Annotated in this window: 23 protein-coding genes and 1 pseudogene; 10 read left to right on the top strand and 14 right to left on the bottom strand. The window is 69.6% G+C overall.

All coding sequences use genetic code 11. The features are described from left to right. Positions 1-125: 125 nt before the first annotated feature. Entirely contained in the window at positions 126-1,319 is a 1,194-nt protein-coding gene (locus ACIA1L_RS25890) for an EAL domain-containing protein (protein ID WP_396075509.1), read from the top strand. An 863-nt stretch (positions 1,320-2,182) separates the two neighbouring features. On the opposite strand, the pseudogene ACIA1L_RS25885 reads toward ACIA1L_RS25890, so the two are convergent. The 5 genes and pseudogenes from ACIA1L_RS25885 to ACIA1L_RS25865 form a co-directional block, all read right to left on the bottom strand. Next, a pseudogene (locus tag ACIA1L_RS25885) lies at positions 2,183-2,521 on the bottom strand (FtsX-like permease family protein); the annotation flags it as partial. A gap of 942 nt (positions 2,522-3,463) precedes the next feature. After that, positions 3,464-5,857 carry a phosphoketolase gene (locus tag ACIA1L_RS25880; RefSeq protein ID WP_396075676.1) on the bottom strand — a complete coding sequence of 798 codons (2,394 nt, stop codon included), beginning with the start codon at positions 5,855-5,857 and terminating at the stop codon, positions 3,464-3,466. Between the two features lie 129 nt (positions 5,858-5,986). After that, a complete protein-coding gene (locus ACIA1L_RS25875; protein WP_396075508.1) occupies positions 5,987-7,165 on the bottom strand; it encodes an RNA polymerase sigma factor in 1,179 nt (392 codons plus the stop codon). Positions 7,166-7,177: 12 nt separating this feature from the next. Next, positions 7,178-7,534, bottom strand: a complete 357-nt coding sequence (locus ACIA1L_RS25870; protein ID WP_396075507.1) for a YciI family protein — start codon at positions 7,532-7,534, stop codon at positions 7,178-7,180. 43 nt (positions 7,535-7,577) lie between these two features. Further along, a complete protein-coding gene (locus ACIA1L_RS25865; protein WP_396075506.1) occupies positions 7,578-8,024 on the bottom strand; it encodes a DUF6069 family protein in 447 nt (148 codons plus the stop codon). Positions 8,025-8,216: 192 nt separating this feature from the next. On the opposite strand from ACIA1L_RS25865, the gene ACIA1L_RS25860 reads away from it, so the two are divergent. From ACIA1L_RS25860 to ACIA1L_RS25840, 5 genes are read left to right on the top strand one after another with little or no spacing between them, the layout of a single operon-like run. Then, a complete protein-coding gene (locus ACIA1L_RS25860; protein WP_396075505.1) occupies positions 8,217-9,350 on the top strand; it encodes an efflux RND transporter periplasmic adaptor subunit in 1,134 nt (377 codons plus the stop codon). 58 nt (positions 9,351-9,408) lie between these two features. Next, positions 9,409-10,572, top strand: a complete 1,164-nt coding sequence (locus tag ACIA1L_RS25855; RefSeq protein ID WP_396075504.1) for an efflux RND transporter periplasmic adaptor subunit — start codon at positions 9,409-9,411, stop codon at positions 10,570-10,572. Then, on the top strand, positions 10,569-11,291 hold the full coding sequence (locus ACIA1L_RS25850; protein ID WP_396075503.1) for an ABC transporter ATP-binding protein: 723 nt from the start codon (positions 10,569-10,571) through the stop codon (positions 11,289-11,291). Before ACIA1L_RS25855 ends, ACIA1L_RS25850 begins: the two co-directional genes overlap by 4 nt. After that, complete coding sequence (locus ACIA1L_RS25845) at positions 11,288-12,484, top strand: ABC transporter permease (protein WP_396075502.1); 1,197 nt, start codon at positions 11,288-11,290, stop codon at positions 12,482-12,484. Before ACIA1L_RS25850 ends, ACIA1L_RS25845 begins: the two co-directional genes overlap by 4 nt. A gap of 9 nt (positions 12,485-12,493) precedes the next feature. After that, complete coding sequence (locus tag ACIA1L_RS25840) at positions 12,494-13,135, top strand: hypothetical protein (protein ID WP_396075501.1); 642 nt, start codon at positions 12,494-12,496, stop codon at positions 13,133-13,135. Positions 13,136-13,140: 5 nt separating this feature from the next. Here the strand turns inward: ACIA1L_RS25840 and ACIA1L_RS25835 are convergent, their stop codons facing one another. The 8 genes from ACIA1L_RS25835 to ACIA1L_RS25800 form a co-directional block, all read right to left on the bottom strand. Then, positions 13,141-13,332: a hypothetical protein gene (locus ACIA1L_RS25835; protein WP_396075500.1), complete on the bottom strand. Its 192-nt coding sequence runs from the start codon at positions 13,330-13,332 to the stop codon at positions 13,141-13,143. Between the two features lie 229 nt (positions 13,333-13,561). After that, entirely contained in the window at positions 13,562-15,493 is a 1,932-nt protein-coding gene (locus tag ACIA1L_RS25830; protein ID WP_396075499.1) for a potassium transporter Kup, read from the bottom strand. Between the two features lie 157 nt (positions 15,494-15,650). Beyond that, positions 15,651-16,241 (bottom strand): copper resistance protein CopC, encoded by a 591-nt coding sequence (locus tag ACIA1L_RS25825; protein ID WP_396075498.1) that lies wholly within the window; start codon positions 16,239-16,241, stop codon positions 15,651-15,653. Between the two features lie 76 nt (positions 16,242-16,317). After that, entirely contained in the window at positions 16,318-18,291 is a 1,974-nt protein-coding gene (locus tag ACIA1L_RS25820; RefSeq protein ID WP_396075497.1) for a cytochrome c oxidase assembly protein, read from the bottom strand. A gap of 45 nt (positions 18,292-18,336) precedes the next feature. Beyond that, a complete protein-coding gene (locus tag ACIA1L_RS25815; RefSeq protein ID WP_396075496.1) occupies positions 18,337-18,909 on the bottom strand; it encodes a copper resistance protein CopC in 573 nt (190 codons plus the stop codon). A gap of 39 nt (positions 18,910-18,948) precedes the next feature. Next, positions 18,949-19,305, bottom strand: coding sequence for a nitroreductase/quinone reductase family protein (locus ACIA1L_RS25810; RefSeq protein ID WP_396075495.1), 357 nt, complete (start codon positions 19,303-19,305; stop codon positions 18,949-18,951). Between the two features lie 88 nt (positions 19,306-19,393). Further along, on the bottom strand, positions 19,394-19,594 hold the full coding sequence (locus ACIA1L_RS25805) for a DUF397 domain-containing protein (RefSeq protein WP_396075494.1): 201 nt from the start codon (positions 19,592-19,594) through the stop codon (positions 19,394-19,396). Next, positions 19,587-20,480, bottom strand: a complete 894-nt coding sequence (locus tag ACIA1L_RS25800) for a helix-turn-helix domain-containing protein (RefSeq protein ID WP_396075493.1) — start codon at positions 20,478-20,480, stop codon at positions 19,587-19,589. The genes ACIA1L_RS25805 and ACIA1L_RS25800 overlap by 8 nt, the downstream gene beginning before the upstream one ends. Before the next feature lie 613 nt (positions 20,481-21,093). On the opposite strand from ACIA1L_RS25800, the gene ACIA1L_RS25795 reads away from it, so the two are divergent. Then, positions 21,094-21,357, top strand: coding sequence for a hypothetical protein (locus ACIA1L_RS25795; protein ID WP_396075492.1), 264 nt, complete (start codon positions 21,094-21,096; stop codon positions 21,355-21,357). A 32-nt stretch (positions 21,358-21,389) separates the two neighbouring features. On the opposite strand, the gene ACIA1L_RS25790 is transcribed toward ACIA1L_RS25795, so the two are convergent. After that, on the bottom strand, positions 21,390-21,857 hold the full coding sequence (locus ACIA1L_RS25790) for a hypothetical protein (protein ID WP_396075491.1): 468 nt from the start codon (positions 21,855-21,857) through the stop codon (positions 21,390-21,392). Positions 21,858-22,065: 208 nt separating this feature from the next. Between ACIA1L_RS25790 and ACIA1L_RS25785 the strand changes: the two genes are divergently transcribed. From ACIA1L_RS25785 to ACIA1L_RS25775, 3 genes are all read left to right on the top strand, one after another. Further along, positions 22,066-22,212 carry a hypothetical protein gene (locus tag ACIA1L_RS25785; RefSeq protein WP_396075490.1) on the top strand — a complete coding sequence of 49 codons (147 nt, stop codon included), beginning with the start codon at positions 22,066-22,068 and terminating at the stop codon, positions 22,210-22,212. 204 nt (positions 22,213-22,416) lie between these two features. Beyond that, positions 22,417-22,542 carry a hypothetical protein gene (locus tag ACIA1L_RS25780; RefSeq protein ID WP_396075489.1) on the top strand — a complete coding sequence of 42 codons (126 nt, stop codon included), beginning with the start codon at positions 22,417-22,419 and terminating at the stop codon, positions 22,540-22,542. A gap of 379 nt (positions 22,543-22,921) precedes the next feature. Beyond that, complete coding sequence (locus tag ACIA1L_RS25775; protein ID WP_396075488.1) at positions 22,922-23,371, top strand: hypothetical protein; 450 nt, start codon at positions 22,922-22,924, stop codon at positions 23,369-23,371. The last annotated feature ends 425 nt before the right edge of the window (positions 23,372-23,796 follow it).

The raw sequence follows: 23,796 nt of genomic DNA, 5'->3' as shown, positions 1-23,796 counted from the left end.
CGGCCGGGCAACGAGCCGCCCCGACGGCGGACTTTCGGCGATCGCCCGGCCCGTTGGGCCTCAAGACGGCGGCTGGCCTGCCGATTGGCACTGTCGGCGGAGCTGAGTGACGAAGGGAGGCGCGGGTGTCCGAGCAGCGTACGGAAACTGCACAGCAGCTCGCCGACCTGTTGCGGACCGCTCGGCAGTCACTGGGCCTCGGATTCGCCTTCCTGACCCGGATGGACGGGACAACTCAGCACTTGGAGGCCGTCGACAGCGCCACCGGTGAGGGTTTTCGGCCGGGCATGAGCCAGCCGCAGGAGAACTCCTTCTGCCAGGCGATCATGGATGGGCGCCTGCCGCCGGTCATGGCGGACGTGACGACCTACCCGGAGGCCTTGAAGCTGCCCGGTGCCCAGATCCCCTGGCTGCGTAGCTTCGTCTCGGTGCCTGTGGTGCTCAGCGACGGCACCGTGTACGGCACGTTCTGCGCGGCCGGCTTCGACACCGATCCCGCGCTCGCGCCGCGCGACCGGGCGCTGATGGACGTGCTCTCGCACGCCGCTTCCATGATCATCGAGCCTGGGCTTCGCGAACACGCCCGACAGGCCGACATCACCGCCCGCCTGCGCCCGGTTCTGGACGGCGGCGGCCCGGTCGTCCTGTTGCAGCCCATCGTCGACCTGTCCACCCGCCGCCGGGTAGGCGCCGAGGCGCTGAGCCGGTTCCCACAGGAATGGGGCATGCCGCCCGACCGGGTCTTCGCCGAGGCCCACTCGATCGGCGAAGGCCACCACCTCGAGCTGCTGGCCCTGCGGCAGGCGGCGAACCACCTGTACCAGGTGTCCCACTACGTGACGATGAACGTCTCCCCGGCGACGCTGATGACTCCGGAGTGTGCTCAGCTGCTGCACGGCTTTCCGCTGGACCGCGTGGTGCTCGAACTCTCCGAGCACGAGGCCGTCGACGACTACGACGCGCTGAAGGCCGTCCTGGCCCCGCTGCGCGCCCGCGGCATGCGACTAGCTGTCGACGACGTCGGCGCCGGATTCTCGTCGCTACGGCACATCGTCGTCACCTCGCCGGACGTCATCAAGCTCGACCGCAGCATCGTCGCCGGCATCGGCGCCGACCCGGTGCTGAGCGTGGTCACCCAGTCGTTGGTCGAGCTGGCGCGCGCCATGGGCGCGGCTGTGGTCGCCGAGGGCATCGAAACCGAGGCCGACGCCGTGGCGCTCGCTGCCGCCGGCGTCGGACTCGGCCAGGGCTGGCTCTTCGGCAGGGCGACCACCCCGGAAGAGCTCCGCGAAGAGTACGGCGTGGCCGTCCGATCCTGAGCCGAGTCAGTCGGTGGCGAGCGCATGATGCTCGCGCCCAAGGGTCCTTCCCCAGCCAGCACGGCAGCCACCTCCACCCGCAGCTGACGCGAACCGGCTGTCAGGGTGACGCTGTCGCCGAGCTGAAGGTCCTCGTCCTGCGCCAGCACCGCGCCGAAGGCTGCCTTGCCCGGGCCGATCGCGGCCGTGGATCCTTGGGCGACATCGATCTTCGCAAGTTGCGGGAGTGCGGTGAGGGAGAGGTCGCTGGCGTTGACCGGGAAATCGTCCTCGGAGCCGTCGATCTGCACGGGCAGTTCCCGGTACGCCGTCACCTGCGCGAGTCGCGGGTCGGCCTTCGCTTTGGTCACGACGGCGGCGGGAAGCTGCACGCCGTCACTGCCGGCGAGAACGAAGTCAGCCGGTGCGCTCGTGACGAGTTCCCGGTCGGCGACGATGCGCGCCGAGGCCGCGATGACCGCCGCGCCGCCGATGAGGCTGACGCCGAGTGCTACGACCACGGACACCGCGGCGGCCCGCCGGGGTGCGCCGCCGACACCACCGACGGCGATGCGACCTACCGGACCAAACCTGCGCAGCGGCCAGCCCACCGCGGCGAGCAGCGGACGGACCAGCACCGGACCGAGCAGGATGAGCGTGACATAGGCCAGCGTGGCGGAGGCGACGATGCTGAGCAGCATCATCTCCATCTGATAGCCGCTCTCGCCCGGGACCGGCAAATGCACGATGACGTACGCCGCCAGCAGCGCGGAGACCAGGGCGAACAGCACCCCGAACGTGCCCCGGACCTTGCCGATGGTGCGGCCGCCCGGTGCGGTGTTCGCCGTCCGCAGCGCCTCCAGCGGGGCCACCCGGGCGGCGGTGACGGCGGGCGCGCACACGGCCACCACAGTGATGAGCATGGCGAGCAGGACGACGCCGAGAGCGGGCAGGAGCGGCATGCCGGGCGCTTCCACCTGGACACCGAAAGCGCGGACGATCGGCGGCAGGGCGTGACCGAACGCGAGCGCCGCCAGGACACCCACCACGCCGACGGCGAGCCCGGTCAGGGCGCCTTCGGCGGCGAGCGCCCGCCACACCGGTGCGCGGCCTGCACCGATGGCCCGCAGCAGGGCGAGCTGACGCATCCGTTGGGCGAACACGATCCGGAAGGTGGAGGCGGCGACCAGACCGGCGGCGCCCACGGCGAGCGCCACGAACATCGCGATGACCGCGAACAGCAGGCGTACGTCGTCGATGGCGCCGTCCGCCTCTTCCTGACGGATCGCGTCACCGGTCCGGATCGTTGCCTTGACCAGTGGCTCTTCCAGTGCGGGGCTGGAATCGACGACCCGTTGCAGTCCCGCGGTTGCCGCGGCGGCGTCGGCTCCCGGTGCGAGCCGCACGTCCACGCGCGTCACGTCGCCGTTGCGCCGAAGTCCCTGCACGATGCCCGCAGGGGCGTACGCGGCGTTGCCATAGTCCTGGTCGAGGTCCACGACGCCGGTGACCTTGACCGTGACCGGGTCAACCGGCTTACCGTCTTTGTCCCACTGCGAATAGAAGACTGCTGAGGCGCCCGGGGGCAGGCCGCCCCGGTTGGCGGTGCGCGGGGTCACGGCGATCTCGTTCGGCCGCGCCGGATAGGTGCCTTGGCTGATCCGTACGCGGGCCAGCGGGCCACTGCCGGGGTCGGCGGTCACGACGAGGTCATCGCCGTTCGCCTCGCCGTAGACGTCCATCCGCGGCGCCGCCTCGGCCACGCCGGGCACCGTACGGAACTGGGTGATCTGCTGCGTCGTCACCTTCGTCGGGGCGGGGAAGCCATCCGCCTGCGGCGGCCCCTCGCCGACGACGAGGCTCACCGCCGCGGGGGTGTCGACGCCCTCCTTGATGACCGTTCGCTCGGTGATCTGGTGGGCGAGCACGGTCGCGTAGACGACGAACGAGGCCACCAACACCGCAAGACCGGTCAACAACAACCGCGCCGGACGCCGCGCTACCCCAGCCAACTGGGTTCCCAGAACCTTCACCGGAGGGATCTTGAGGCACCCGGACGGTCCACACATCGGCTCGCGGTGCAGCACCGCGGCACGCGCCATCCGCCATTCGACAGAGGGCGGACGTCCACCGAAAGTCGCAGCGACCGCTGCCCGACGAGTCCCTCAGCCCTGGTGCGCCCAGTCACCCAGTGCCCAGTCGCGGACCTCCGGCATGTCCTCCAGGTGCTCCACCACGTACGCCGCGTGCCGCTCGAGTTGGCGCTCGCACCACGCCTTCAGCTCTGCGGCGCCGCGTGGCAACCGCTTCGCATTGTTGATGGCGTCGATCACGAGGTGATAGCGGGACGCCTTGTTGCGTACGGTCATGTCGAAGGGTGTGGTCGTGGTCCCTTGCTCGATAAAGCCGCGCACCCGGAACCGGTCGGCGTCCGGGCGACCGTGCACGAGCTGGTGGATGGCGCCCGGGTAGCCGTGGAAGGCAAAGACCACGTCGACGGTGTCGGTGAACAGCTCGGTGAACAGGGTCTCGCTCATGCCGTGCGGATGGTCCTTCGGCCGGGCCAGGGTCATCAGGTCGGCGACGTTGACCACCCGCACTTTGAAGCCGGGCAGTCGGTCGTGCAGGATCTGCGCCGCGGCGACCGTCTCCATGGTGACCACGTCACCCGCGCAGGCCAGCACGATGTCCGGGTCGCTGGTGCCGTCGTCGGTGCCCGCCCAGTCCCAGCTGCCCGCGCCCCGGGCGCAGTGCTCCATCGCCTGGTCCATCGACAGGTACTGCAACTGCGGCTGCTTGTCGATGACGATCAGGTTGATGTATGACCGGGATCGGAAGCAGTGGTCGGCGACCGACAGCAGGCAGTTCGCGTCCGGCGGCAGGTAGACGCGGGCCACGTCGCCGCGCTGGGTCAGCACGACCTGGATGAGGCCGGGGCCCTGATGGGAGAAACCGTTGTGGTCGTTGCGCCAGGCCGTCGAGGTGAGCAGCACGTTGAGGCTGGGCACCGGCGCCCGCCACGACAGCTGCGCGGCCTCCTGCAACCATTTGCCGTGCTGCACGGTCTGCGAGGCACTGACCATCGCGAACGCCTCGTAGGTGGCGAACAGCCCGTGCCGGCCGGTCAGCGTGTAACCCTCCAGCCAGCCGTGGCAGTTGTGCTCGGACAGCACCTCCATCACCCGGCCGGTCGGGCCGATCGCCACATCGTCCGGGGTCACCCGCTCGGCGAACGCCCGGTCGGACGCCTCGAAGACGGCACCGAGCCGATTGCTGGTCGTCTCGTCCGGACAGAACAGCCGGAACCGGTCCGGGTTGCGGGTGTAGATGTCGCGCATCAGCTCCCCGAGCCGCCGGGTCGACTCGGCGCGCGCCTCACCCGGCCGCAACACCGTCTCGGCGTAGGCACGAAAGTCGGGCAGGTCCAGCTCCCGGGTCAGCAGGCCACCGTTCGCCGCCGGCGCGGCACTCATCCGCAGCACGCCTTCCGGCGCCTGCGACCGCACCAACGCGGTGGGCGCGCCGGTCGCATCGAACAGCTCTTCCGGACGGTACGACCGCAGCCAGCCGTCCAGCAGCGCGAGGTGCTCGGGATTCTCGCGTACGCCGGACAGCGGCACCTGATGCGACCGCCACGTCCCGGTGACCTGAATGCCGTCCACCTGCGCCGGCCCGGTCCAGCCCTTGGGTGACCGCAGCACGATCATCGGCCACACCGGACGGCTTCGATCCCACTGACCCGCCCGGGCCGCAGCCTGGATTTCCCGAATCCGGCTCCACGCCTGCGCCAGCGCCGCCGCGAACCGCACGTGCATGCCGGGCAGGTCGTCGCCCTCCACCTCGATGACGTCGTACCCGTGCCCGCGCAGCAGCGCACGCACCTCGTTGGGATCCTTGCGGGCGAGCACCGTCGGCCCGGCGATCTTCGCGCCGTTGAGGTGCAGGATCGGCAGCACCGCGCCGTCCCGCTCCGGGTTCAGGAACGAAATGCCCTTCCACGAACCCTCCAGCGGGCCCGTCTCCGCCTCCCCGTCGCCCACGACTGCGACAGCCAACAGATCCGGGTTGTCCAGCACGGCCCCGAACGCGTGCACCAACACGTAACCCAGCTCGCCACCCTCGTGGATAGAGCCGGGCGTGGTCACCGACACGTGGCTGGGGATGCCGCCCGGGCTGGAGAACTGCCGGAACAGCCGCAGCATCCCGGCTTCGTCCTGCGATACCCGCGGATAGATCTCGCTGTAGGTCCCTTCCAGGTAGCCGGCGGCCACCAGCGCCGGGCCGCCATGCCCCGGACCGGCAAGATAGATCGCCTGCTGGCGGGTGTGTCGAATCAGCCGCGAGACGTGCGCATAAACCAGGGACAGGCCGGGGCTGGTGCCCCAGTGGCCCAGCAGCCGCGGCTTGATGTGCTCGGCCGCGAGCGGTTCCCGCAACAGCGGATTGCCCTGCAGATAGATCTGACCGATCGTCAGGTAGTTGGCCGCACGCCACCAGGCGTCGAGGCCGCCCAGCTCCGACTCGTCGGGCTCGGCCAGGGTTTGCAGCAGGTCCGGCATGACGGCAGTCACGGCGCTGTCCTTTCGCGGATGCTGTCTTCACCACGGCCGTGAGCCGGCCGCCTCCCCTCACCGTAGGGCCGTCCGGGGCCGCCGGCAGGACCTTCGACCCGTCCAGCGGTCGGACGGTCAGAGGTCGGCGCGGCGGCCGCGCAGGAAAGCGCGTTCGGTCTCGTTGCCGGCCAGCGCGATCGCCTCGTCGTACGCCGCTTGTGCCTCCGGTCGCCGACCGAGCCGCCGCAGCAGGTCGGCCCGGGTCGCGGGCAGCAGGTGATAGCCGGGCAACTCCACGTCTTCCAGCGCGGCCAGGGCCAGCGCCGGGCCGTGCACCTCCGCGATCGCGACGGCTCGGTTCAGGGCGACGATCGGGGTCGGCGATAGCGCGTACAGCTGGTCGTAGAGCGCGAGGACCTGCGCCCAGTCGGTGGCGTCCGAGTCGGTGTGCACCGCGTTGATCGCCGCCTGGATCTGGTACGGCCCCGGCTGGTTACGCCGCAGGCAGCGCCGGACCAGATCATGACCTTCGGCGATGAGCGTACGGTCCCACCGGCTTCGGTCCTGCTCAGGCAGCGGCACCAGCTCGCCGTGCGGGCCGACCCGGGCCGGGCGCCGCGCCTCGGTGAGCAGCAGCAGGGCGAGCAGCCCCAGCACCTCGGGCTCGTCGGGCATCAACGCGGCAAGCTCCCGGCCGAGCCGGATCGCCTCGGTGCACAGGTCGGTGCGGATCAGCGTGCCAGTGGTGGCCGCATAGCCCTCGTTGAACATGAGGTAGAGAACGGTCAGCACCGGTGGCAGCCGGTCCGGCAGCTCCGCCGCGCCCGGCACCCGGTAAGGGATGCCGGTGTCGCGGATCTTCTTCTTGGCGCGGACGATCCGCTGCGCCACGGTGGCCTCGGGCACCAGGTACGCCCGGGCGATCTCCGGCACGTCCAGCCCGCCCAGCAGCCGCAGCGTCAGTGCGGTCCGGGCGTCCGGGGCGAGCGCGGGATGGCAGCAGGTGAAGATGAGGCGAAGGTGGTCGTCCTGCACCGGTCCCACCTCCTGGGGTTCGTCCTGCTGGTGCAGCAGCAGCGCCTGGGCGTGCCGTGCCTCGCGGGTCGACTCGCGGCGGAGCCGGTCGACGGCCCGGTTGCGGGCGGTGGTCACGATCCAGGCGCCCGGGTTGGGGGGCGGGGTGTCCCACTTGTGCAGGGCGGTGGCGAAGGCGTCCTGGACTGCCTCCTCGGCGAGATGGATGTCGCCGAGGAGGCGGACCAGCGTGGCCACGCAGCGGCCGTATTCCGCCCGGTAGATGCTGTCGAGGTCCACGGTGGCCGGGACTCAGCTCTCCGGTTCGTCCTGGAAGGGCCGCACCTCGACGGGACCCTCACAGGCCTCGGCACACTTGGCCGCCCAGGCCAGCGCCTCGTCCAGGTCTGCGCAGCGCAGCACCCAGAAGCCGCCGAGCTGTTCCTTGGTCTCCGCGAACGGGCCGTCGGTCATGGTGGTCTTGCCGTTCTCGGCCCGCACGACGGTGGCGCTGTCCGGCGGCAGCAGCCCGCCACCGAACACCCAGGCGCCGGCCGCCTGCAACTCCTGGTTGACCTTCTCGACCTGGCCGTACATCCGCTGGATCACAGCCGGCTCGGGGTCGGGAACGCCTTCGACCATGTGTACGGCGAGCAGGTACTGCTTCATGATGGTTCCTCCGGTGGGTGATGGATGAAAACGTACGTCGGTTTCAGGCGGACAGGCGGCGCGCCACGGCAGGAATGACGATCGCCGCGGCTACCAGGTGGGTAAGCATCAGCAACGCCTTGGTGCCCGTGGTGGCGTCGGCCAGCACGTCCGGCACCAGGGACAGCACGGTCAGCACCACTGTCGTCCGGACGAAGGCGCGCCGAGCGTGCCGGACCGTCTTCTGCAGAACGGCGGCGAGGATCAGGCCGACCGCCGAGCACAGCGCGGTCATGACGGCGAAGCCCGCGATGGGGATCGGCGCGTCGCTCACGTGCAGGCTGATCCCGGCCGCCCGCCCGGCCGCGGCGACAGCAATGGTTGCCACGCAGGCGCCCGCGGTGGCGGCAATCCCGATCCCGGCCGACGCGACCAGGCTCGTGCGGCGGGCCGGGACGGCAGAGCGGGCCGGGACGGCAGAGCGGGCCGGGCTGGTCGCGGTGGTGGTCATGATGCCCTCCGGGTGAGTCCGCGGACCGGCACCGTGCCGGCCTCTCACCAGGGCTACGAACGGCCCGGACCGTAATCGACAGCTCCGCCGAAGATTTTCTGCGGAGTTTCTGCGGCGGCCGGCGAGGTGCACAACGCGGCATATGTCCGAAAGTTGCACCATTGGCGCGGGACGGCGGGAAGAATCACCGCTGTGCGCAGACGATGGGTGGTGGGTGGTCTCGCTGTGGTGAGCGTCGCGGCGGCGATGACCGCGTGGGTGATCGGTGAGGAGCCCGAGGGCGGCAAGTCCACGCCGGCCATGGTGGGCACCGACCGCGGCCCGGTCACGGTCAGCGTCGCCGCCACCGGGTCTCTGCAGGCGGCCACCACCCGCAGTCTCGCCTTCACCGTCGCCGGCACAGTGGACTCGGTCGCCGTGAAGGCCGGCACCAAAGTCAAGGCCGGCACGGTCCTCGCCGCGCTGGAGACCACCAACGCGGCGACAGCGGTCAACGAGGCGCAGACCAGTCTCGCCTCCGCCGAGACCCAGCTGACCGCGGCTGAGGCCGCCGCGGACAGCGCGACCCGCACGACAGCACCCACCCGGGCGCCCAGCACGACGCCCGCGACGCCGGTCCCGGCCACCATCGGGCCGGTCGCCGCCGGGCTGGGTGGCGCTGCGCTGGGTGGCGCGGGCCAACCCGTCACCGGCACCAACCGCGCGGCGGCTGTGGACGCCGTTCTCACCGCGCAGCAACGGGTCAACCGGGCGACGATCACCCTCGCGGAGGCCAAACTGGCGCTGGCCGGGGCGACGATCAAGGCTCCGATCGACGGGACCGTCATGTCGGTCGAGGGCGTGGTGGGCAACCAGGTGCGGCAGGGCACCACCTTCGTCACGCTGGCCGACACCGACCAGATGCAGATCACCGCCAACTTCCCGGAGGCCGACGCGGGCGCACTGGCGGTCGGGCAGCCGGCGACCGTGACCCTCGCCGACCGGGTCGGGCAGGAGTTCCCGGCCAAGGTGGCGCAGGTCGATCCGGTCGGCACCTCGGACGGCACCCTGGTCACGTACGGGGTGCTGCTCAGCTTCACGGCGGTGCCGTCCGGACTTCTCGTCGGGCAGACCGCTGCGGTGGAGGTGACCACCGGCGAGGTCGCCGATGCGCTACGCGTGCCGTCGACCGCGGTGCACGAGGCCGGTGACGGGGCGGGCTCCGTGCTCGTCCGCTCCGGCACCATGCAGGCGCAGCGGTCCGTGCAGGTCGGGTTGCGGGGCGACCAGTACACGGAGATCACCGGCGGGCTCACGGCCGGGGAGCTGGTCGTCCGGGCCTGGTAGCCGCACCGATTTTCCGAGTATCACGACGTCCCACCTGCCCCACCAGCGATCATGAGGTGTGCGCAGGCTCACCAGTCATCTTGTCAACCTCGTGCTGCTGGCGGTCCTCGTCGGCGCGGCGACGTGGTCGGTGTTCCTGGTGCGCGGCACGAGCAGCACGACGCCTGTCTCCGCGGCGAGCCGCACAGTCACCGCCACCAAGGGGACGGTGACGGCGACCGTGACGGCGGACGGCACCCTGGAGCCCGTCACCGGCGGCACGGCCGATTTCGCGACCGACGGCACGGTCACCACGATCTACGTCAAGGTCGGCGACCAGGTCGGCAAGGGTGACCTGCTCGCCAAGGTGGACCCGGCCGCCGCCCAGCGCGATCTCGCCCTGGCCCAGGCCGATCTGACGGCCGCGTACGACGCGGTGGACCGGGCCGAGGACGCCGGCACCGACACCACCACCGCCCAGAACGCCGTTGCCCAGGCCCTGCTTGCCGTGGACGAGGCGGAAGCGGCCGTGACCGGCACCAGCCTGACCGCGCCGATGGCGGGTACGGTCGTCGCGGTCAACGGCACAGTCGGCAGCGAGAGTTCCTCGTCCGCATCGAGTTCCGCCACCGGCGGAGCAGGCGGCGGAGCAAGCGGTGGGACCCAGACGGCCAGCGCCTCGTCGGGGTTCATCCAGCTCGCCGACCTGAGCAAGCTTCAGGTCACCGCGGACTTCAGCGAGGCCGATGCCACCAAGCTGCAGGCAGGTCAGGACGCGACGATCGAGTGGAGCGCGCTGACCGACGCCGAGGCGACCGGCAAGGTGCTGTCCATCGACCCGTCCGGCACGAGCAGCAGCGGCGTGGTCACCTATGGCGTGACCGTCAGCGTCGGCGCGCTGCCCGTCGGCGCCCGGCCCGGCCAGAGCGTCCAGGTCGCCGTGGTCACCGGCACCGCCGAGGACGTGGTCAGCGTCAGCTCGGCGGCGGTCACCCTGACCGGCAGCCGGTACACGGTCGGCGTTCCGAGAGCCGACGGGACCACGGAAACGCGGCAGGTCGAGGTGGGCGTCAAGGGCGCGGACGCGTACGAAATCGTCTCGGGTCTCACCGCGGGTGAGCGGGTCATCCTGCCCGCGACCAGCTCCACCTCGTCGACCAGCGGCAACTCCCGGCAGGGGCCGGCCGGCGGTGGTGGTTTCGGCACCGGCGGCGGTCCTGGCGGCAACGGGGGCCCGCCGTGAGCCGCCCGGTTCTCGACGTCCGGTCACTGACCAAGGTGTACGGCGAAGGCGAGACCACCGTGCACGCCCTGCGCGGGGTCAGCCTGACCGTGGCCCGGGGCGACTACGTGGCGATCATGGGCTCGTCGGGCTCCGGCAAGTCCACGTTGATGAACATCCTGGGCTGCCTCGACGTCCCGTCCGGCGGGCAGTACCTCCTCGACGGAGTGGACGTCAGCAGCCTGTCGGACCGGCAACTCGCCCTGGTCCGCAACCGCCTCATCGGCTTCGTCTTCCAGGCTTTCAACCTCATCCCCCGCACGACCGCCCGAGCCAACGTCGAGCTGCCCCTCGCGTACGCCGGGGTGCACGCGCGTGAGCGCCGCGAGCGGGCCATGCACGCCCTGGATCTGGTGGGCTTGTCCGCCCGTGCCGAGCATGAACCCAACCAGCTCTCCGGCGGCCAACAGCAACGGGTCGCTGTCGCCCGGGCGTTGGTCACCGAACCCGCCCTGGTGCTGGCCGACGAGCCCACCGGCAACCTGGACAGCCACTCCACCGAGGACATCCTCACCGTCTTCGACGAGTTGAACGCGGCCGGCCGCACCATCCTCATGATCACCCACGAGCCCGAGGTGGGCTCCCGCGCGGACCGGCTGATCCGGCTGCTCGATGGCGAAGTGCAGACGGACGAGCCGCAGCACCTGTCCGGGCGGCACGCGGTGGAGGCGGCCCGGTGAACTTCGTGGAGATCATCCGTTTCGCGCTGCGTGGCGTCGGCGCGAACAAGCTGCGTTCCGCGCTGACCATGCTGGGCATCCTCATCGGCGTCGCCGCGGTCATCCTGCTGGTCGCGGTCGGCAACGGCTCGGCGAAGGCGGTCAGCGACCGCATCGAGGCGCTGGGCACCAACACCCTGACGGTCATGAGCAGCACCCGCTCGGCCGCCGGCGGCGGGCTCACTGTGGATGTGGCCGAGGCCCTGGACGACCCGGCGCTCGCCCCCGACGTCAAGTCGGTGTCGCCGGTGGTCAGCGCCCAATCCACCCTCACGTACGGCAGCACCTCCCACGACGTCGGCTCCTTCATCGGCACCACGCCCAGCTACTTCACCGCCTCGAACACGCCGGTCGAGTCCGGTGCGACGTTCGGCGCCGAGGACGACAGCCAGGGCCGCCGGGTCGTGGTGATCGGCCAGACCGTCGCCGAGGAGCTGTTCGCCGACACCGATCCGATCGGCGAGCAGGTGACCGCCGGCGGTGCGCTCTTCACCGTGATCGGGGTCCTGGCCGAGGAAAGCGCGTCGATCGGCGCCTCGGACGCCAACGACGTCGCGATCGCCCCGATCACCGCGGTCCGGCAAACCCTCACCGGGTACGGCTCGCTCAGCTCGATCCTGGTCGAAGCGGAGAGCTCCGACGAGGTTGGCACCGTCGAGTCCGAAATCAGCACCATCCTCGACCAGCGGATGCCCACAACCAGCAGTGGCACCACCGCCTACCGGATCCGCAGCGCCGAGCAGCTGCTCGAAACGCAGACCGAAACCGCTGACACGTTCACCACCCTGCTCGGGGCGGTCGCCGCGATCAGCCTGCTCGTGGGCGGCATCGGCATCACCAACATCATGCTGGTCACCGTCACCGAACGCACCCGGGAGATCGGCATCCGCAAAGCCTTGGGCGCACCGCACCGGGTCATCCTCACCCAGTTCCTCATCGAGGCCACCCTGCTCAGCTTCCTCGGCGGCGGGCTGGGCGTGGCAGCCGCCCTGATCGGCAGCAACTTCACCATCGCCGGCGTGACACCGGTCGTCGTCCCGAGCTCGGTCGTGCTGGCCCTGGGCGTCTCCGTCGTCATCGGCCTGTTCTTCGGCGGGCTCCCCGCCGCCCGGGCCGCCCGGTTGCGCCCCATCGACGCGCTGCGCTACGAGTAGGAAACCACCATGAAGGACACCAAGGCATCCGACGACAACACCGAAGTGCTGCCGAAGGTCGACGACCCGGAGCGTACGGACGCCGCCAAGCCCGACCACGACGCGGAGCCTGACACCCACCCGGACGACGACCGCGCCGACGCTGACCTGCCCGCCGCCCTCGCCGCCGCCGCGCCCCGCCGCTGGTGGAACCGGACCACGCTGGTCCTGCTGGCCTTGGCCCTCCCCGCAGCCGGTTTCCTCGGTGGCGTCCTGACGCAGAAGAACTGGGGCGAGAGCACCGGTAGCACGACGGCGCGTACCAGCCCGAACGGTGGCCCGTCCTTCGGCGCCGGGCGTCAGGGTGGCAACCCATCGTTCGGCCCCGGATCCGGCCGTCCGAGCGGAGGCCTTCCCGGCGGAGGTCTTCCCGGCGGCGCCCCGGGCGCGGAGGCCGCAACAGCCACCGTCGGCACGCTGAAGTCGGCCGCCAACGGCACCCTCACGGTCCAGACCATGACGGGCGCCATGGTGACCGTCACCATCACCGATAGCACGAAGCTGCAGCAGACCATCACCGCCGACAAGCTCACCGCCGGTCAGGCAATCACCGTCCAAGGCACCACGGCCACCGATGGCACCGTCACCGCCGCCAGCGTGACGACGGGCTGACGACCCTACTCGGGCAGGGTGACGACGATCCGGCCGGAGCGCAGGAAGTTGTCGACCTCGAAGTCGGTCAGCTTCTCCCCGTTGTTCGCCCGCCACGGGAACATGCCGACGGGCTTCTTGACGTACCACCGGTTGAGGGTCTCGTCGTGGGCGGTGGTGCCGTTGGGCAGGTCAACGGACTTCACGGTGGCGGTCACAGTCTCAGCTCCTCTAAGGCGAACTGGGACGCCCGGCCGCGTGGAGAATCCGTTCCGCTGGCACCCGCCCCTCGGGCCCGACGGTAACGATCATGCGTGGTGTCCTTCGCCAATACCGTCGTGACGTCACCCGCACGGCGGAGCCGCGCCAAAACGACGCACAAGACGGGCGAGGCGGTCGGTGGGTTCGGGGTGCTGGCCGCAACGCTCGGTTGGCCGGTGACCTGACTCAGACTTCGATCCGGGACCCCATGATCACCGTACGGTCGCGGGGCAGCCCGAGGAACTCCGCGGCGTCCGCCGTGATGTACGACGTCGCGATGAACAGCCGTTTACGCCACTGCGCCATGGTCGGCGCGGAGCCCCGGGTGAGCTCGATTTTCGAGAGGTAGTACGACGCCTTGTCCAGCGAGATCGACCCTTCGGTCTGCGCCGGTTTGAGCAGCCGCAGCGCCGACGGCACGTCCGGGGTGTCCATGTAACCGAACCGGACGGTGACGTAGATGATGCCGTCGCCGGCGTACCCGAGGTCGTCGACCTGGATCCGGCGGGCGCCGCGCAGGTGGGGCACGGGGCTGGTCTCGACGGAGACGATCAGGATCTGCTGGTGCAGGGCGTGGTTGTGGTCGACGTTGGCGCGCAGCGCCAGCGGCGCGGTCTGCTTGCCGCGGTTGAGGAAGACGGCAGTGCCGGGCACTCGGGTCAGGGGTGGCTTCCGGTCGCGCAGCTGGTCGATGAAGGTCCGCAGCGAGCCTTCGGCACGGGCCCGTTCGCGGGTGACGAGTTGCCGCCCGCGTTGCCAGGTGGTCATGACGGTGAAGGCGGTGAGGCCGATGAGCAGCGGCAGCCAGGCGCCGTGCGCGATCTTGGTGAGGTTCGCGGCGAGGAACAGCAGGTCGAGGCTGATCAGGACACTCGCGCCGGCGACGATCAGCCATTTCGGTGCCCGCCAGCGTTTGCGCGCGAGATAGAAGAACAGCGTGGCGGTGATGGTGATGGTGGCGACCACGGCCATGCCGTAGGCGTAGGCGAGCGCGGCCGAGCTGCGGAAGGCGAAGACCAGGGTGAGCACCGAGATCATCAGCAGCCAGTTGATCCACGGCACGTAGATCTGCCCGATCTCGGACTCCGAGGTGTGCGCGATCCGGACGCGGGGCAGGTAGCCCAGCTGCGCGGCCTGGTTGGCGACCGAGTAGGCGCCGGTGATGACCGCCTGGGCGGCGATCACCGTGGCCGCAGTGGCGAGCAGCACCATCGGCAACCGCGCCCAGCCCGGCGCGAGCAGGAAGAACGGACTGCTGACCGCGGACCGGTCCTCGAGGATCAGGGCGCCCTGGCCCAGGTAGCTGAGCACGCAGGCGGGCAGCACCAGCAGCAACCAGCCCCGGGTGATCGCCCGCCGTCCGAAGTGGCCCATGTCGGCGTAGAGCGCTTCGGCGCCGGTCACCGCGAGCACGATCGCCGCGAGCGAGAAGAAGGCGATCGCGAAGTGCCCGGACAGGAAACCGATCGCGTACGTGGGCGACAGCGCGCGCAGAATCTGGGGGTGGTGGCCGATGCCGACGACCCCAAGGGTGCCGATGGCGACGAACCACGCGATCATGATCGGCCCGAACAGCCGCCCCACCGCGGCGGTGCCCCGGCGCTGGAAGCTGAACAGCAGGACGATGATCACCGCGGTGAGCGGTACGACCAGATCATGCAGCCCGGGCTGGACGATCTTGATGCCCTCCACGGCGGACAGCACCGAGATGGCTGGTGTGATCATGCTGTCGCCGAAGAACAGCGCCGCGCCGAACAGCCCGGCCAGGGCGAGCATCCCGGCGATCCGCCGCTTGTCGGCACCACCCCACCGACGCAACATCGCGATCAGCGCCATCACGCCACCCTCGCCGTCGTTGCTCACCCGCATGACGAGGCTGACGTACGTGAGGGTCACGATGATCATCACGGACCAGAAGATCAGCGAGACGACCCCGTAGACGTTGCCGGTGCTGACCGGCACGGGGTGCGGGTCCTCGGGGTTGAAGACGGTCTGCAGGGTGTAGATCGGGCTGGTGCCGATGTCGCCGAAGACGACGCCGAGCGCCCCGACGACCACGGCGGCCCGCACCGGCCCACCCGCGTGGTGTCCCGATCCGGCTTCGGACTCCGCGTCCACCACAGACCCCCCTCGCGCCGACGCTGGCAGGACCCGGCCGCCCCCGAGCGGCGGCACGGCATCGCACCTGACGCTAGACCCGACCGGACGCACCTGCGGCCGTTCGGTCAAGGTGGTCACGCGCGAGACGGACGCCGAAGGGCGGCAAGCGGCCTGGTCAGCGCACCTTGCTCCGCCGCCGGGCGGGACGATAGAAAACCGCGGCAAGGCCGGCCAGCAGGACGCCGACCGCACCCAGGCCGATCAGCACCCCGGTCGGCAGCCCGCCGGAATCGGCCGGCTGGTCGACCGGCCCCGCCACCGCTGACGGCGCGGCGGCGGGCAGTGCCGGGTCGGCCACGGTGAAGGAGTAGGAGCCCTGCACCGCGTGCCCGTCCACCGACACGATCCGGTAGGCCACGGTGTACGCGCCGTTCGCTGGAGCTCCCGTCAGGGTCACCGTGCCCTTGGCGCCGTCGACCACCGCGGCGGAGGTGGGCACGGCACGCTTCGCCGCGTCGCTGAGCACGATGGTGGTGAAGTCGGCGTTGAGCCGCTCGTTGAAGGTGAGCGTCACCGCGGCCGGCGCCTCGGCCAGGGTGCTCTGCTGCGCCGGATCCGCGCCGACCAACTGGGCATGGGCCCAGGCCGGCGAACCGGGCACGAGCACCGTACCCGCCGCGAGCACCGACACCAGGATCCGGCCCGCCAGAGGTGGCAGGCGTGCCGGGATCGCGACGAGGGACCGCCGGGTGGTGCTGTTTCGCATGATGTCCGTTCTGATCGTGGGGTCTGCGCTGCGTTTGTCGTACCGCACGCGGCGGAAGTTCCGACCGGGGCCGAGGTCACAGCTCCTGGCGGGCCGCAGCGGCGAGCATGGCGTTGTAGCGGGCCAACTCGTCCTCCTCCCCCGACGCTTCGGCGCGGTCGGCGGCCCGATCCACGCGGGCCTGCTCCCGCTCGTCGGCGCGGATCCACTGCCGGACCAGCAACAGCATGACGATCGCCGCCGGCAGCTCCCCGAACGCCCAGGCCAGGCTCGCACCCAACTGCTGGTCGGCAAGCAGCGACGCGGCCCACTCCGGATGCACAGCGGTGTACCAGTCAGCGGCGATGACCGTGGTGGACTGCAACAGCACGAAGCCGAAGAACGCATGCGCCACCATCGCCAGGAAGTGCACGATCGCCAGCAGCGCGGGATGGATCCGGCGGCGGCCCGGGTCGATGCCGATCAGCACCCAGAACAGCAGGTAACCGGCCAGCACGAAGTGCACGAGCATGACCAGGTGCCCCACGTGCGAGCGCATGAGCGTGCCCAGCAGGTCGCTCAGGTAGAGCCCGTACAGGCTCAGCACGTAGATCCCGAGCGCCACCAGCGGATGGCTGACCACCCGGAAGAACCCGCTGTGCAGGAGCACCACCAGCCACTGCCGCGCGCCGCGCACCTGCGGATCCGTCGGGCGGCGCAGGGCGCGCAACGCCAAGGTCACCGGGGCGCCACCCACCAACAGGATGGGTACGGCCATCGACAGCACCATGTGTTGCACCATGTGGACGCTGAACAGGACGTACGCGTACTTGGCCACGCCGAGGCAGGTGACGGCGCCGAGGAGCAGCAGCCCGGCCACCCAGGAGGCGGTACGCGCGGCGGGCCAGGGATGCCCCGCCTGACGCAACCGCAGAACCCCGACCAGATAGGCGGCAATGCCGACTACGACGAGCGTCAGGAAGAACATGTCCGGCAGCGGATCGCCCAACAGCCGGGCCGCGGTGACCGGGCCGGGCTGCGCGAACCCCAGCAGTTCCACCAGCGGATCCGGCTCGGCCACCGTCTCCGGCACCGGCGTCGGACTGCGCGACAGGGCAACGGACAACCCCATCGCAGCGCCGAGCACCACCAGCTCCCCGACGCACAGCCGCAGAAACGCCCCCGGCGCGCCGGCCCGCAACGCGGGCAGCGTCCGACGGCGGTGCACCCACCCGAGCCCGCCGACCACGAGCAGCGCGAGCGCTTTACCCCACACCAGCATTCCGTACGCGGAAGAGAAGAGGGCCGACCAGTCGCCGAGCCGAACCGCCGCGTTGATCGCCCCACTGATGGCCGTCGCGACGAAGCAGGCCAGGGCGAGCCGGCTGTACCGCTGGGCCGTGTCGGCGAAACGGTGCTGCCGGCGTACCTGAAGCAGGCCGGCGAGACCACCCACCCAGAGTGACGCCGCGAGGATATGCAGCGACAGGCTGGTGACCGCGACCTGATGGTCGCCGGCCCCGGCCGAATGCCCGGTGAACGCCGGCGGCAGCAGCGCCACCAGCGACAACCCTGCCACGACCGCCGCCAACCCCCGAGAAACCCCACCCCGGGTCATGAGCGCTATGAGGACGGCCAGAGCCGCCTGCAGCAGCAGCGCCTGACCCTGCGTGATCGACGCGGCGAAGCTCGCCACCGACTGCGCGCTGAGCTGAGGGACCGGCGTGCCGAGCACGTCGCTGACCGTCAACACCAGCGTCGCGGCGGCGCCCCCGGCCCACCCCAGCGCCAGCCACGTCGCCCGGCGCAGCAGCAGCCACCCGTGCGCCGCCACGGACGGTCCGTCGCCCGGCAGCAGAAACGCCGCCGTCACCGCCGTGCCGACCGTCAGAATGCCGAGCACAGTGGTCACCAACGTGACGGTCGGTAACCCCCACTCGGTGAACATCCCCGCGCCGGCGATCCCCGGCAGCGCCGCGTCATCCACTGCACCGCCACCCAGCAACGCCACGACCAGCACCACTGCGGCCGCACTCGTCGCCGCGGCCACCGTTTTCACCGCATTACGCATGCCCCCGCAGTCGCTCCGCGAGCCCCGCTGGTTCCCCAGCGTGACCTATCCCTCGCGGGCCACCGGACGCTTCCGCACCAGCACATAGATCAGCACTCCGGCCACGGCCACCAGCAGCGGCACCAGCCACACCCACACGCCGCGGCCGGGAGCGTGCTTCACCGTCGCCGGGCCGGTGTAGGTGAAGCTGACCTCGCCGTCCACCTCGTCACCGTCCGAGGCGATCGACTGGTAGCGCACCACATAGGTCCCGGACGCCGGCCACTGCTCCACTGTGACGGCGACCGGGAAGCCGGTGGCGTACAGCATGGGCTCCCACACGCCGTTCGTCAGCTGATACTCGCGCACCGGCTTGGTCAACGGCGCCGGCGTGCCATGCGACCAGCCCCCGTCGACCCGTTCCCCGGTCGGCGCCGTCACCGTGAACGTCGCGCTCGACGCTGGCTTCTCGGTGAACGTCAACGTCAACGACTCCACGGGCGCGGAAACCGTCGCGCCCTGCGCCGGCACGCTGACAGCAAGCCCGCCATGCGCCTGCGCCGTCACTGGCGGCAGCGCCATCACGGCGAGCAGCCCCACGAGGCCGGCAGACAACCATCGACGCCATCCGATGTTCACCCCCGCGAGGCTAGCCACTCCCACGCGCCTTGAACAGGATCAATTCAGCTCGATCTCCACCAGCGGGCTGCCGTCGATCCAACTCTGCGTGGTGCCGGCCCAACTCAGCTCCGGCACGATCTCCGCAAACACCCGTGCCCGCTCGTCGGGGTCGGTGACGAGGCGGCCGCGGACCCGCAGATCCAGCGCCTTGAGATGCAGGGTGAACTCGGGGTGGGCGACCAGGTTGGCGTACCAGTCCCGCCTGCCGGGGCTGCCGGTCAGCCAGAACGTGCCCGCCGCCCGATACCGCCAGGTCTCGATACGGCGCGGCACGCCGCTGCGGCGCCCGACCGTGGTGATCTCCACGGTCTGCTGCTCCTCCAGCGCCCGCCGCGCTGCGTCTGTCTCTGCCATCCGGCCATGCTGCAACCTCGACCGGGCTTCAGGTCAAGCCCCGCCCCGACACGGAAGGAGATCCGTGCCGGGGTCTTGCGCGTGGGACCTACCGATCGAACGATCCCGCCTTGACGTCCACGACGAACGTGGACCAGGTTGCAGGCGCGAAAGCCAGTGCCGGGCCGGCCGGATTCTTGGAGTCCCGAACTCCGACGACGCCGGGCAGGTTGTCGGCCACCTCAACACAGTCACCATTGGCACCGCTGCGGGTGCTCTTGCGCCAAGCAGCACCGGTAAAGTCACTCATTGTTGTTCATCTCCCCAATGATCACTGTGATCATCTTTTGTGATTCTCCCTTGGTCAGGGCTCGATCCGACAGGTCGGACCAGACTTCATCATATCGTTGGATCTCTTTGGGCTTGTCGAGATAGAGCGCGCCCGTCAGTGACTCAGAGTAGATCGTGGAGGGCTCCCCCTTCTCCGTGTCGCTCGAGGGAAAGTCAAGAATCGTGAACGCTCCGGACACCGAGGCGCGATGCGGGCCAATGGTGAGCGGGAGCACGCGGACGGACAGGTGTGGAAGCTCATTCGCCTTCAACAGATGCCAGAGCTGCTGTTGCATCGCGCCTGGAACCGTCGGGGACCGTCGCAGAGCGCCCTCGTCCACGATCACTTCGAGGCTCGGCGGAGGCGGGAAGTGTCGGGAAAGGAGACCCTGGCGCTCCGTTCTCATCGCGATCCGACTTTGCAGGTCAGGGTCGGTCATGTCCGGCTGATCAGCCAGGATGACCGCCTCCATATAGGCGCGCGCCTGCAGCAGGCCGGGAATGATCGAGGGCTCGAACTTGCGGAGCCGACTTGCCGCTCCTTCGAGGCCCACATACAGCTCGAACCAGTCGGGCACGGCGTCGCCGTAGGACTGCCACCAGCCCTTCGACTTCGTCTCTCTGGCGAGCCCGGCGAGAGCTTCTGTCATCTCGGGTGTGGCCTGGTAAGCCTGGCACAGCAGCCGGACGTCGGGACTGCGGACCGGGACGGCTCCCTTCTCGATCCGCCACACCTTCTGGAACGAGCACTCGAGGACATCGGCGGCGGCCTTCACCGTCAATCCGCTCTCCTCGCGGAGCTGGCGGAGATATCTCCCCAGTTGCCGCCGGGGAACCGTCGAGCCGGGCTCGCTGTCCACAGTCATCTTCCTCCCTCTGGCCTGCGCCGACCGCGCAACACGGAAGAGCTTTCCTTCCGCCCTGCAAACAATTCCGGTCGATCATGCGTCCAGGCAAGACCTAGACGGATTTCTTACCGCGGAATATTGCCTCCACGGTAGACCGGTCGGCAGGCTGACCGTAGACGCGACGGGAATGATCTTCTCCAGAATCCGTCATGATCTTTTAATAGAGGCGGGAGAAATGCTGGTAATCGCGGTACTGGCGGGACTCACGATCGGCTTTCTGGCCGGACTTCTGACGTTCCGCCTGAAACAGCAGTGGTGCGCGACTTGCGGCTCGGCGCTCACCTGCTCCGACCGGGCCTGCAACCCACTCGCGACATCAGGACGGAGGAGCCATGATTAGCCATCCGACGTTGCCGCAACGCGTACCCGGTGCAACGCTGCCTAAGTTCGGCGTGGCTCCACCTGCGGCTGCTCCGCCTGCGGCTGCTCCGCCTGCGGCTGCTCCGCCTGCGGCTGCTCCGCCAAGGTTTGTCGGCCAGGCGACGGTCCCCTCGCCCGACTTTGCGCACGCCAGCGAGCTCACGACGGAAGACCTTGCCCGCCTCTGCGACCTGATCCGGCGGTGGTGAACATGGACGGGACAGCCCACACACCACCACAACCCGGCGAGGTGTACGCCCTACCCGAAGAGAACTACCGATACGGCATCGGGCCCGTACTCGTCCACATTGTTTCGGTCAACGCTCTCCTGCCCTACCACGATGAACCGTGGTGGCAGGTAACCGCGGACTTCACCCCCGGCACCCCCGAAAGATTCTCCCCCGACTGGCGCCCCGTCGAATTCTATCTACGCGCCGAAGGACTGGCCTCCGCCCGCATTCGCTGGCCGCTGTAGCCCCAGGCGGTCGCGCACACAGAGCGAGATCCTCAATCTCCGCGAGTCTTGGCCGCATTCACCGTAGTCGAGCCAGGGTCTTCGAGAAGCATCGTGCGGAGAACCTCGCGATCGACGGTGGCATTGCGACGTAGGCGACCTCGCCCATCCGCATCGAGATCACGGGGCCGAATCACCACGAGGCGAAGCCCGTGGGCGGGGATCTCCGCGGCACGCCGAGCGTCATACAAGGCTCTTTGCTTGCCGCGGTGGACCCCGCTCACCGTCAGCCTGTCGGGCTTGTCGAAGTGCGGCACCGGCTGGTCATGTTGCCGTTCACGGTACTCAACGACAATCCCATGACCAGCCCAGTAGGCGTCAACGGGCAGCTTCGCCTGTCGTCCCGTGGGTGCCGGATCGCCGAGCAGCCACTCGAACCGGTGCTGGCGCGCCGCCTCTTCGCCCAGCACAGCGTCGCAAAGATCGATGACGTAGGCCTCGTCGCTATCGCTTCTGCTCACGCCGCCGCACTATGCCATCATCCCCGGCTCAGGCGGGGGCTGCAGTGCTCAGCCGAGACGATGCGTCGCGGCCCTCAATCCGCCGAGCTGAGACCCAACCCTGCCGGCAGCAAAAGTGCGGGGAAGTGTCGCCGTCCCTTTGACCATCAGGTCTGGGTGAACCGATCGGACGGCGACATGGGCACGTTGTTCTACACCGACGGCCCGGATGAGTTCTTTCTCGTCGACCCAGCAGCTGGTCAACCCGGTGAACGAGGACTTCGCGGCAGCCGTCATCCAGTGGCACCGGCACGGCCACAGGACCAACGGGCAATCCGCTCCAGCAGCCCTCAGCCCGTTCAGCGCAGCCCAGTGAGCTCGGCAAACGTGGCCGGGTGCAGTGTCCCCGGGGCGCGGAACCGTAGGGCTGGTGGTCGCCCCCAGCCACCCCGACCCCCACCCTTTCGGGGTGCCGGTGCGGCGGTTCCGTAGGCCCCGTGTGCTCCAATGTCGAAGTCACCTCTCCCGGTGAGCGAAGGGCGTCGTACGAACCTTCGAAACCGGGAAAGGAGGTGATGAGGTGCCTCACGAAGGGAACGAGTACGACCCGGACGACCCGAACGGGCAGCAGGACTACACCTGGCTGCTGCTCGCGTTGGCGGTGCTGAGTACGTACTGCGACCTCGTGGGCGTCTTCCGAGGCTAGGGACTGCCATCCCCAGCGCCCGGAAGCGCACCAGCAGGAACGGGCCCTCGCCGCGCGACGCTTGGCAAGCAGAAGCGGCGGGGGTTCCGTCATTTCCCCAGGTCAACGCACTCCGGAGAGCCTGCGACCTGCGGCGATGGGGCCTTATGTCGCGTGCGCTCAGGCACCACCGTAGGTCGAGGGTACGACAGATTCGCGGAATCGTGTTCACCGCAATCTTCACGAGCTACGACTCGTTCGCCGTGCACCCCCTGGCGGCGCATCGCACAGTTCGACGACTTCCTGGACGGCGTCATCGTCTTGCATTCCACCGCAGATGCCCTTGCACCCTCGCCTCGCGCGCCATTGACCTGATCAGCGCTCGGCTATCACCCCGCTCGTGCCACTCACCGATGCAGTCGTCGAAGCGGAGCTCGTTCCGGCCGGGCTTGAGTTCCTGGAAAGGATCACCGAAGAGGTCAGCCTGCCGCTGCCGTCCCCACCGCCCTACCGTTCACCGGCCAGTTGCGGACCAGAGCACGGAAGGTTCGACTCGGACGAGGCGACCGACGTCGACGACCCCGAGATGCCAGCGAAGGTCAACGCCGACTGGCTGCACATGGCAACCGAATACGGCGTCCTCGACAGTCGTCGGGAGTGCCTTCTCAGCGTCGACTACAGCGATCCTGACGAGGTTTCACCCGAATACGCCTGGGTCAAGGTCCGACTGTCGGACCAATGGGATCCGGCCGGAAGCAACTCAACCGCCCTGCGCAGCGGTTTCGGAGGGGTTTCACCGATCGGTTCGTGCCGGAGTTCTCGATGCTCTCCGTCGACCACAAGGCGATGATGAACACCACCGTCTGGGGCAACGGAACCGTCAGCACCATCGTCATCCGACCCGATCGTCTCCCGCTCGCCATCGATTGACGCTTCATCGTCACCGACACTCAGCGAGTCGCCTTGTCTCCAACGACAACCTGAACCGCATCGTCCGCCACTCTAAGCGAGGCAGCCGTGCTCAGAAGACCACGGCCGACTCAGCTGTCCTGGCAGTGGAAACGTGAGAACCGGCGCCACTAGCAGATCCTGACCCCCGCTGGCGCTGCCGGTCATCCGCCACGCCCACTCGCCCTGCGTGCAAACGATCATGAGGTCGCTCGAAGCGCGAGCGCGCGGATCTGCCGAAAGTAGTGCGCCGACGGCTCTGTTGGAGGCAGGAGCCAGCAAGGGCTGCGCGCACGTCGTTTTCCCGGTTTGGCCGCGGAGATACAG

The organism is Actinoplanes sp. NPDC051859, assembly GCF_044452725.1.
Classification (GTDB): domain Bacteria; phylum Actinomycetota; class Actinomycetes; order Mycobacteriales; family Micromonosporaceae; genus Actinoplanes.
This window is presented reverse-complemented; position numbering and strand designations above follow the sequence as displayed.

Coding starts and splice junctions, on each gene's coding strand:
- ACIA1L_RS25880 (WP_396075676.1), bottom strand. CDS start 5,857: ATGCCGGACCTGCTGCAAACCCTGGCCGAGCCCGACGAGTCGGAGCTG.
- ACIA1L_RS25870 (WP_396075507.1), bottom strand. CDS start 7,534: ATGAAGCAGTACCTGCTCGCCGTACACATGGTCGAAGGCGTTCCCGAC.
- ACIA1L_RS25865 (WP_396075506.1), bottom strand. CDS start 8,024: ATGACCACCACCGCGACCAGCCCGGCCCGCTCTGCCGTCCCGGCCCGC.
- ACIA1L_RS25840 (WP_396075501.1), top strand. CDS start 12,494: ATGAAGGACACCAAGGCATCCGACGACAACACCGAAGTGCTGCCGAAG.
- ACIA1L_RS25825 (WP_396075498.1), bottom strand. CDS start 16,241: ATGCGAAACAGCACCACCCGGCGGTCCCTCGTCGCGATCCCGGCACGC.
- ACIA1L_RS25820 (WP_396075497.1), bottom strand. CDS start 18,291: ATGCGTAATGCGGTGAAAACGGTGGCCGCGGCGACGAGTGCGGCCGCA.
- ACIA1L_RS25810 (WP_396075495.1), bottom strand. CDS start 19,305: ATGGCAGAGACAGACGCAGCGCGGCGGGCGCTGGAGGAGCAGCAGACC.
- ACIA1L_RS25805 (WP_396075494.1), bottom strand. CDS start 19,594: ATGAGTGACTTTACCGGTGCTGCTTGGCGCAAGAGCACCCGCAGCGGT.
- ACIA1L_RS25800 (WP_396075493.1), bottom strand. CDS start 20,480: ATGACTGTGGACAGCGAGCCCGGCTCGACGGTTCCCCGGCGGCAACTG.
- ACIA1L_RS25795 (WP_396075492.1), top strand. CDS start 21,094: ATGGACGGGACAGCCCACACACCACCACAACCCGGCGAGGTGTACGCC.
- ACIA1L_RS25785 (WP_396075490.1), top strand. CDS start 22,066: ATGAGTTCTTTCTCGTCGACCCAGCAGCTGGTCAACCCGGTGAACGAG.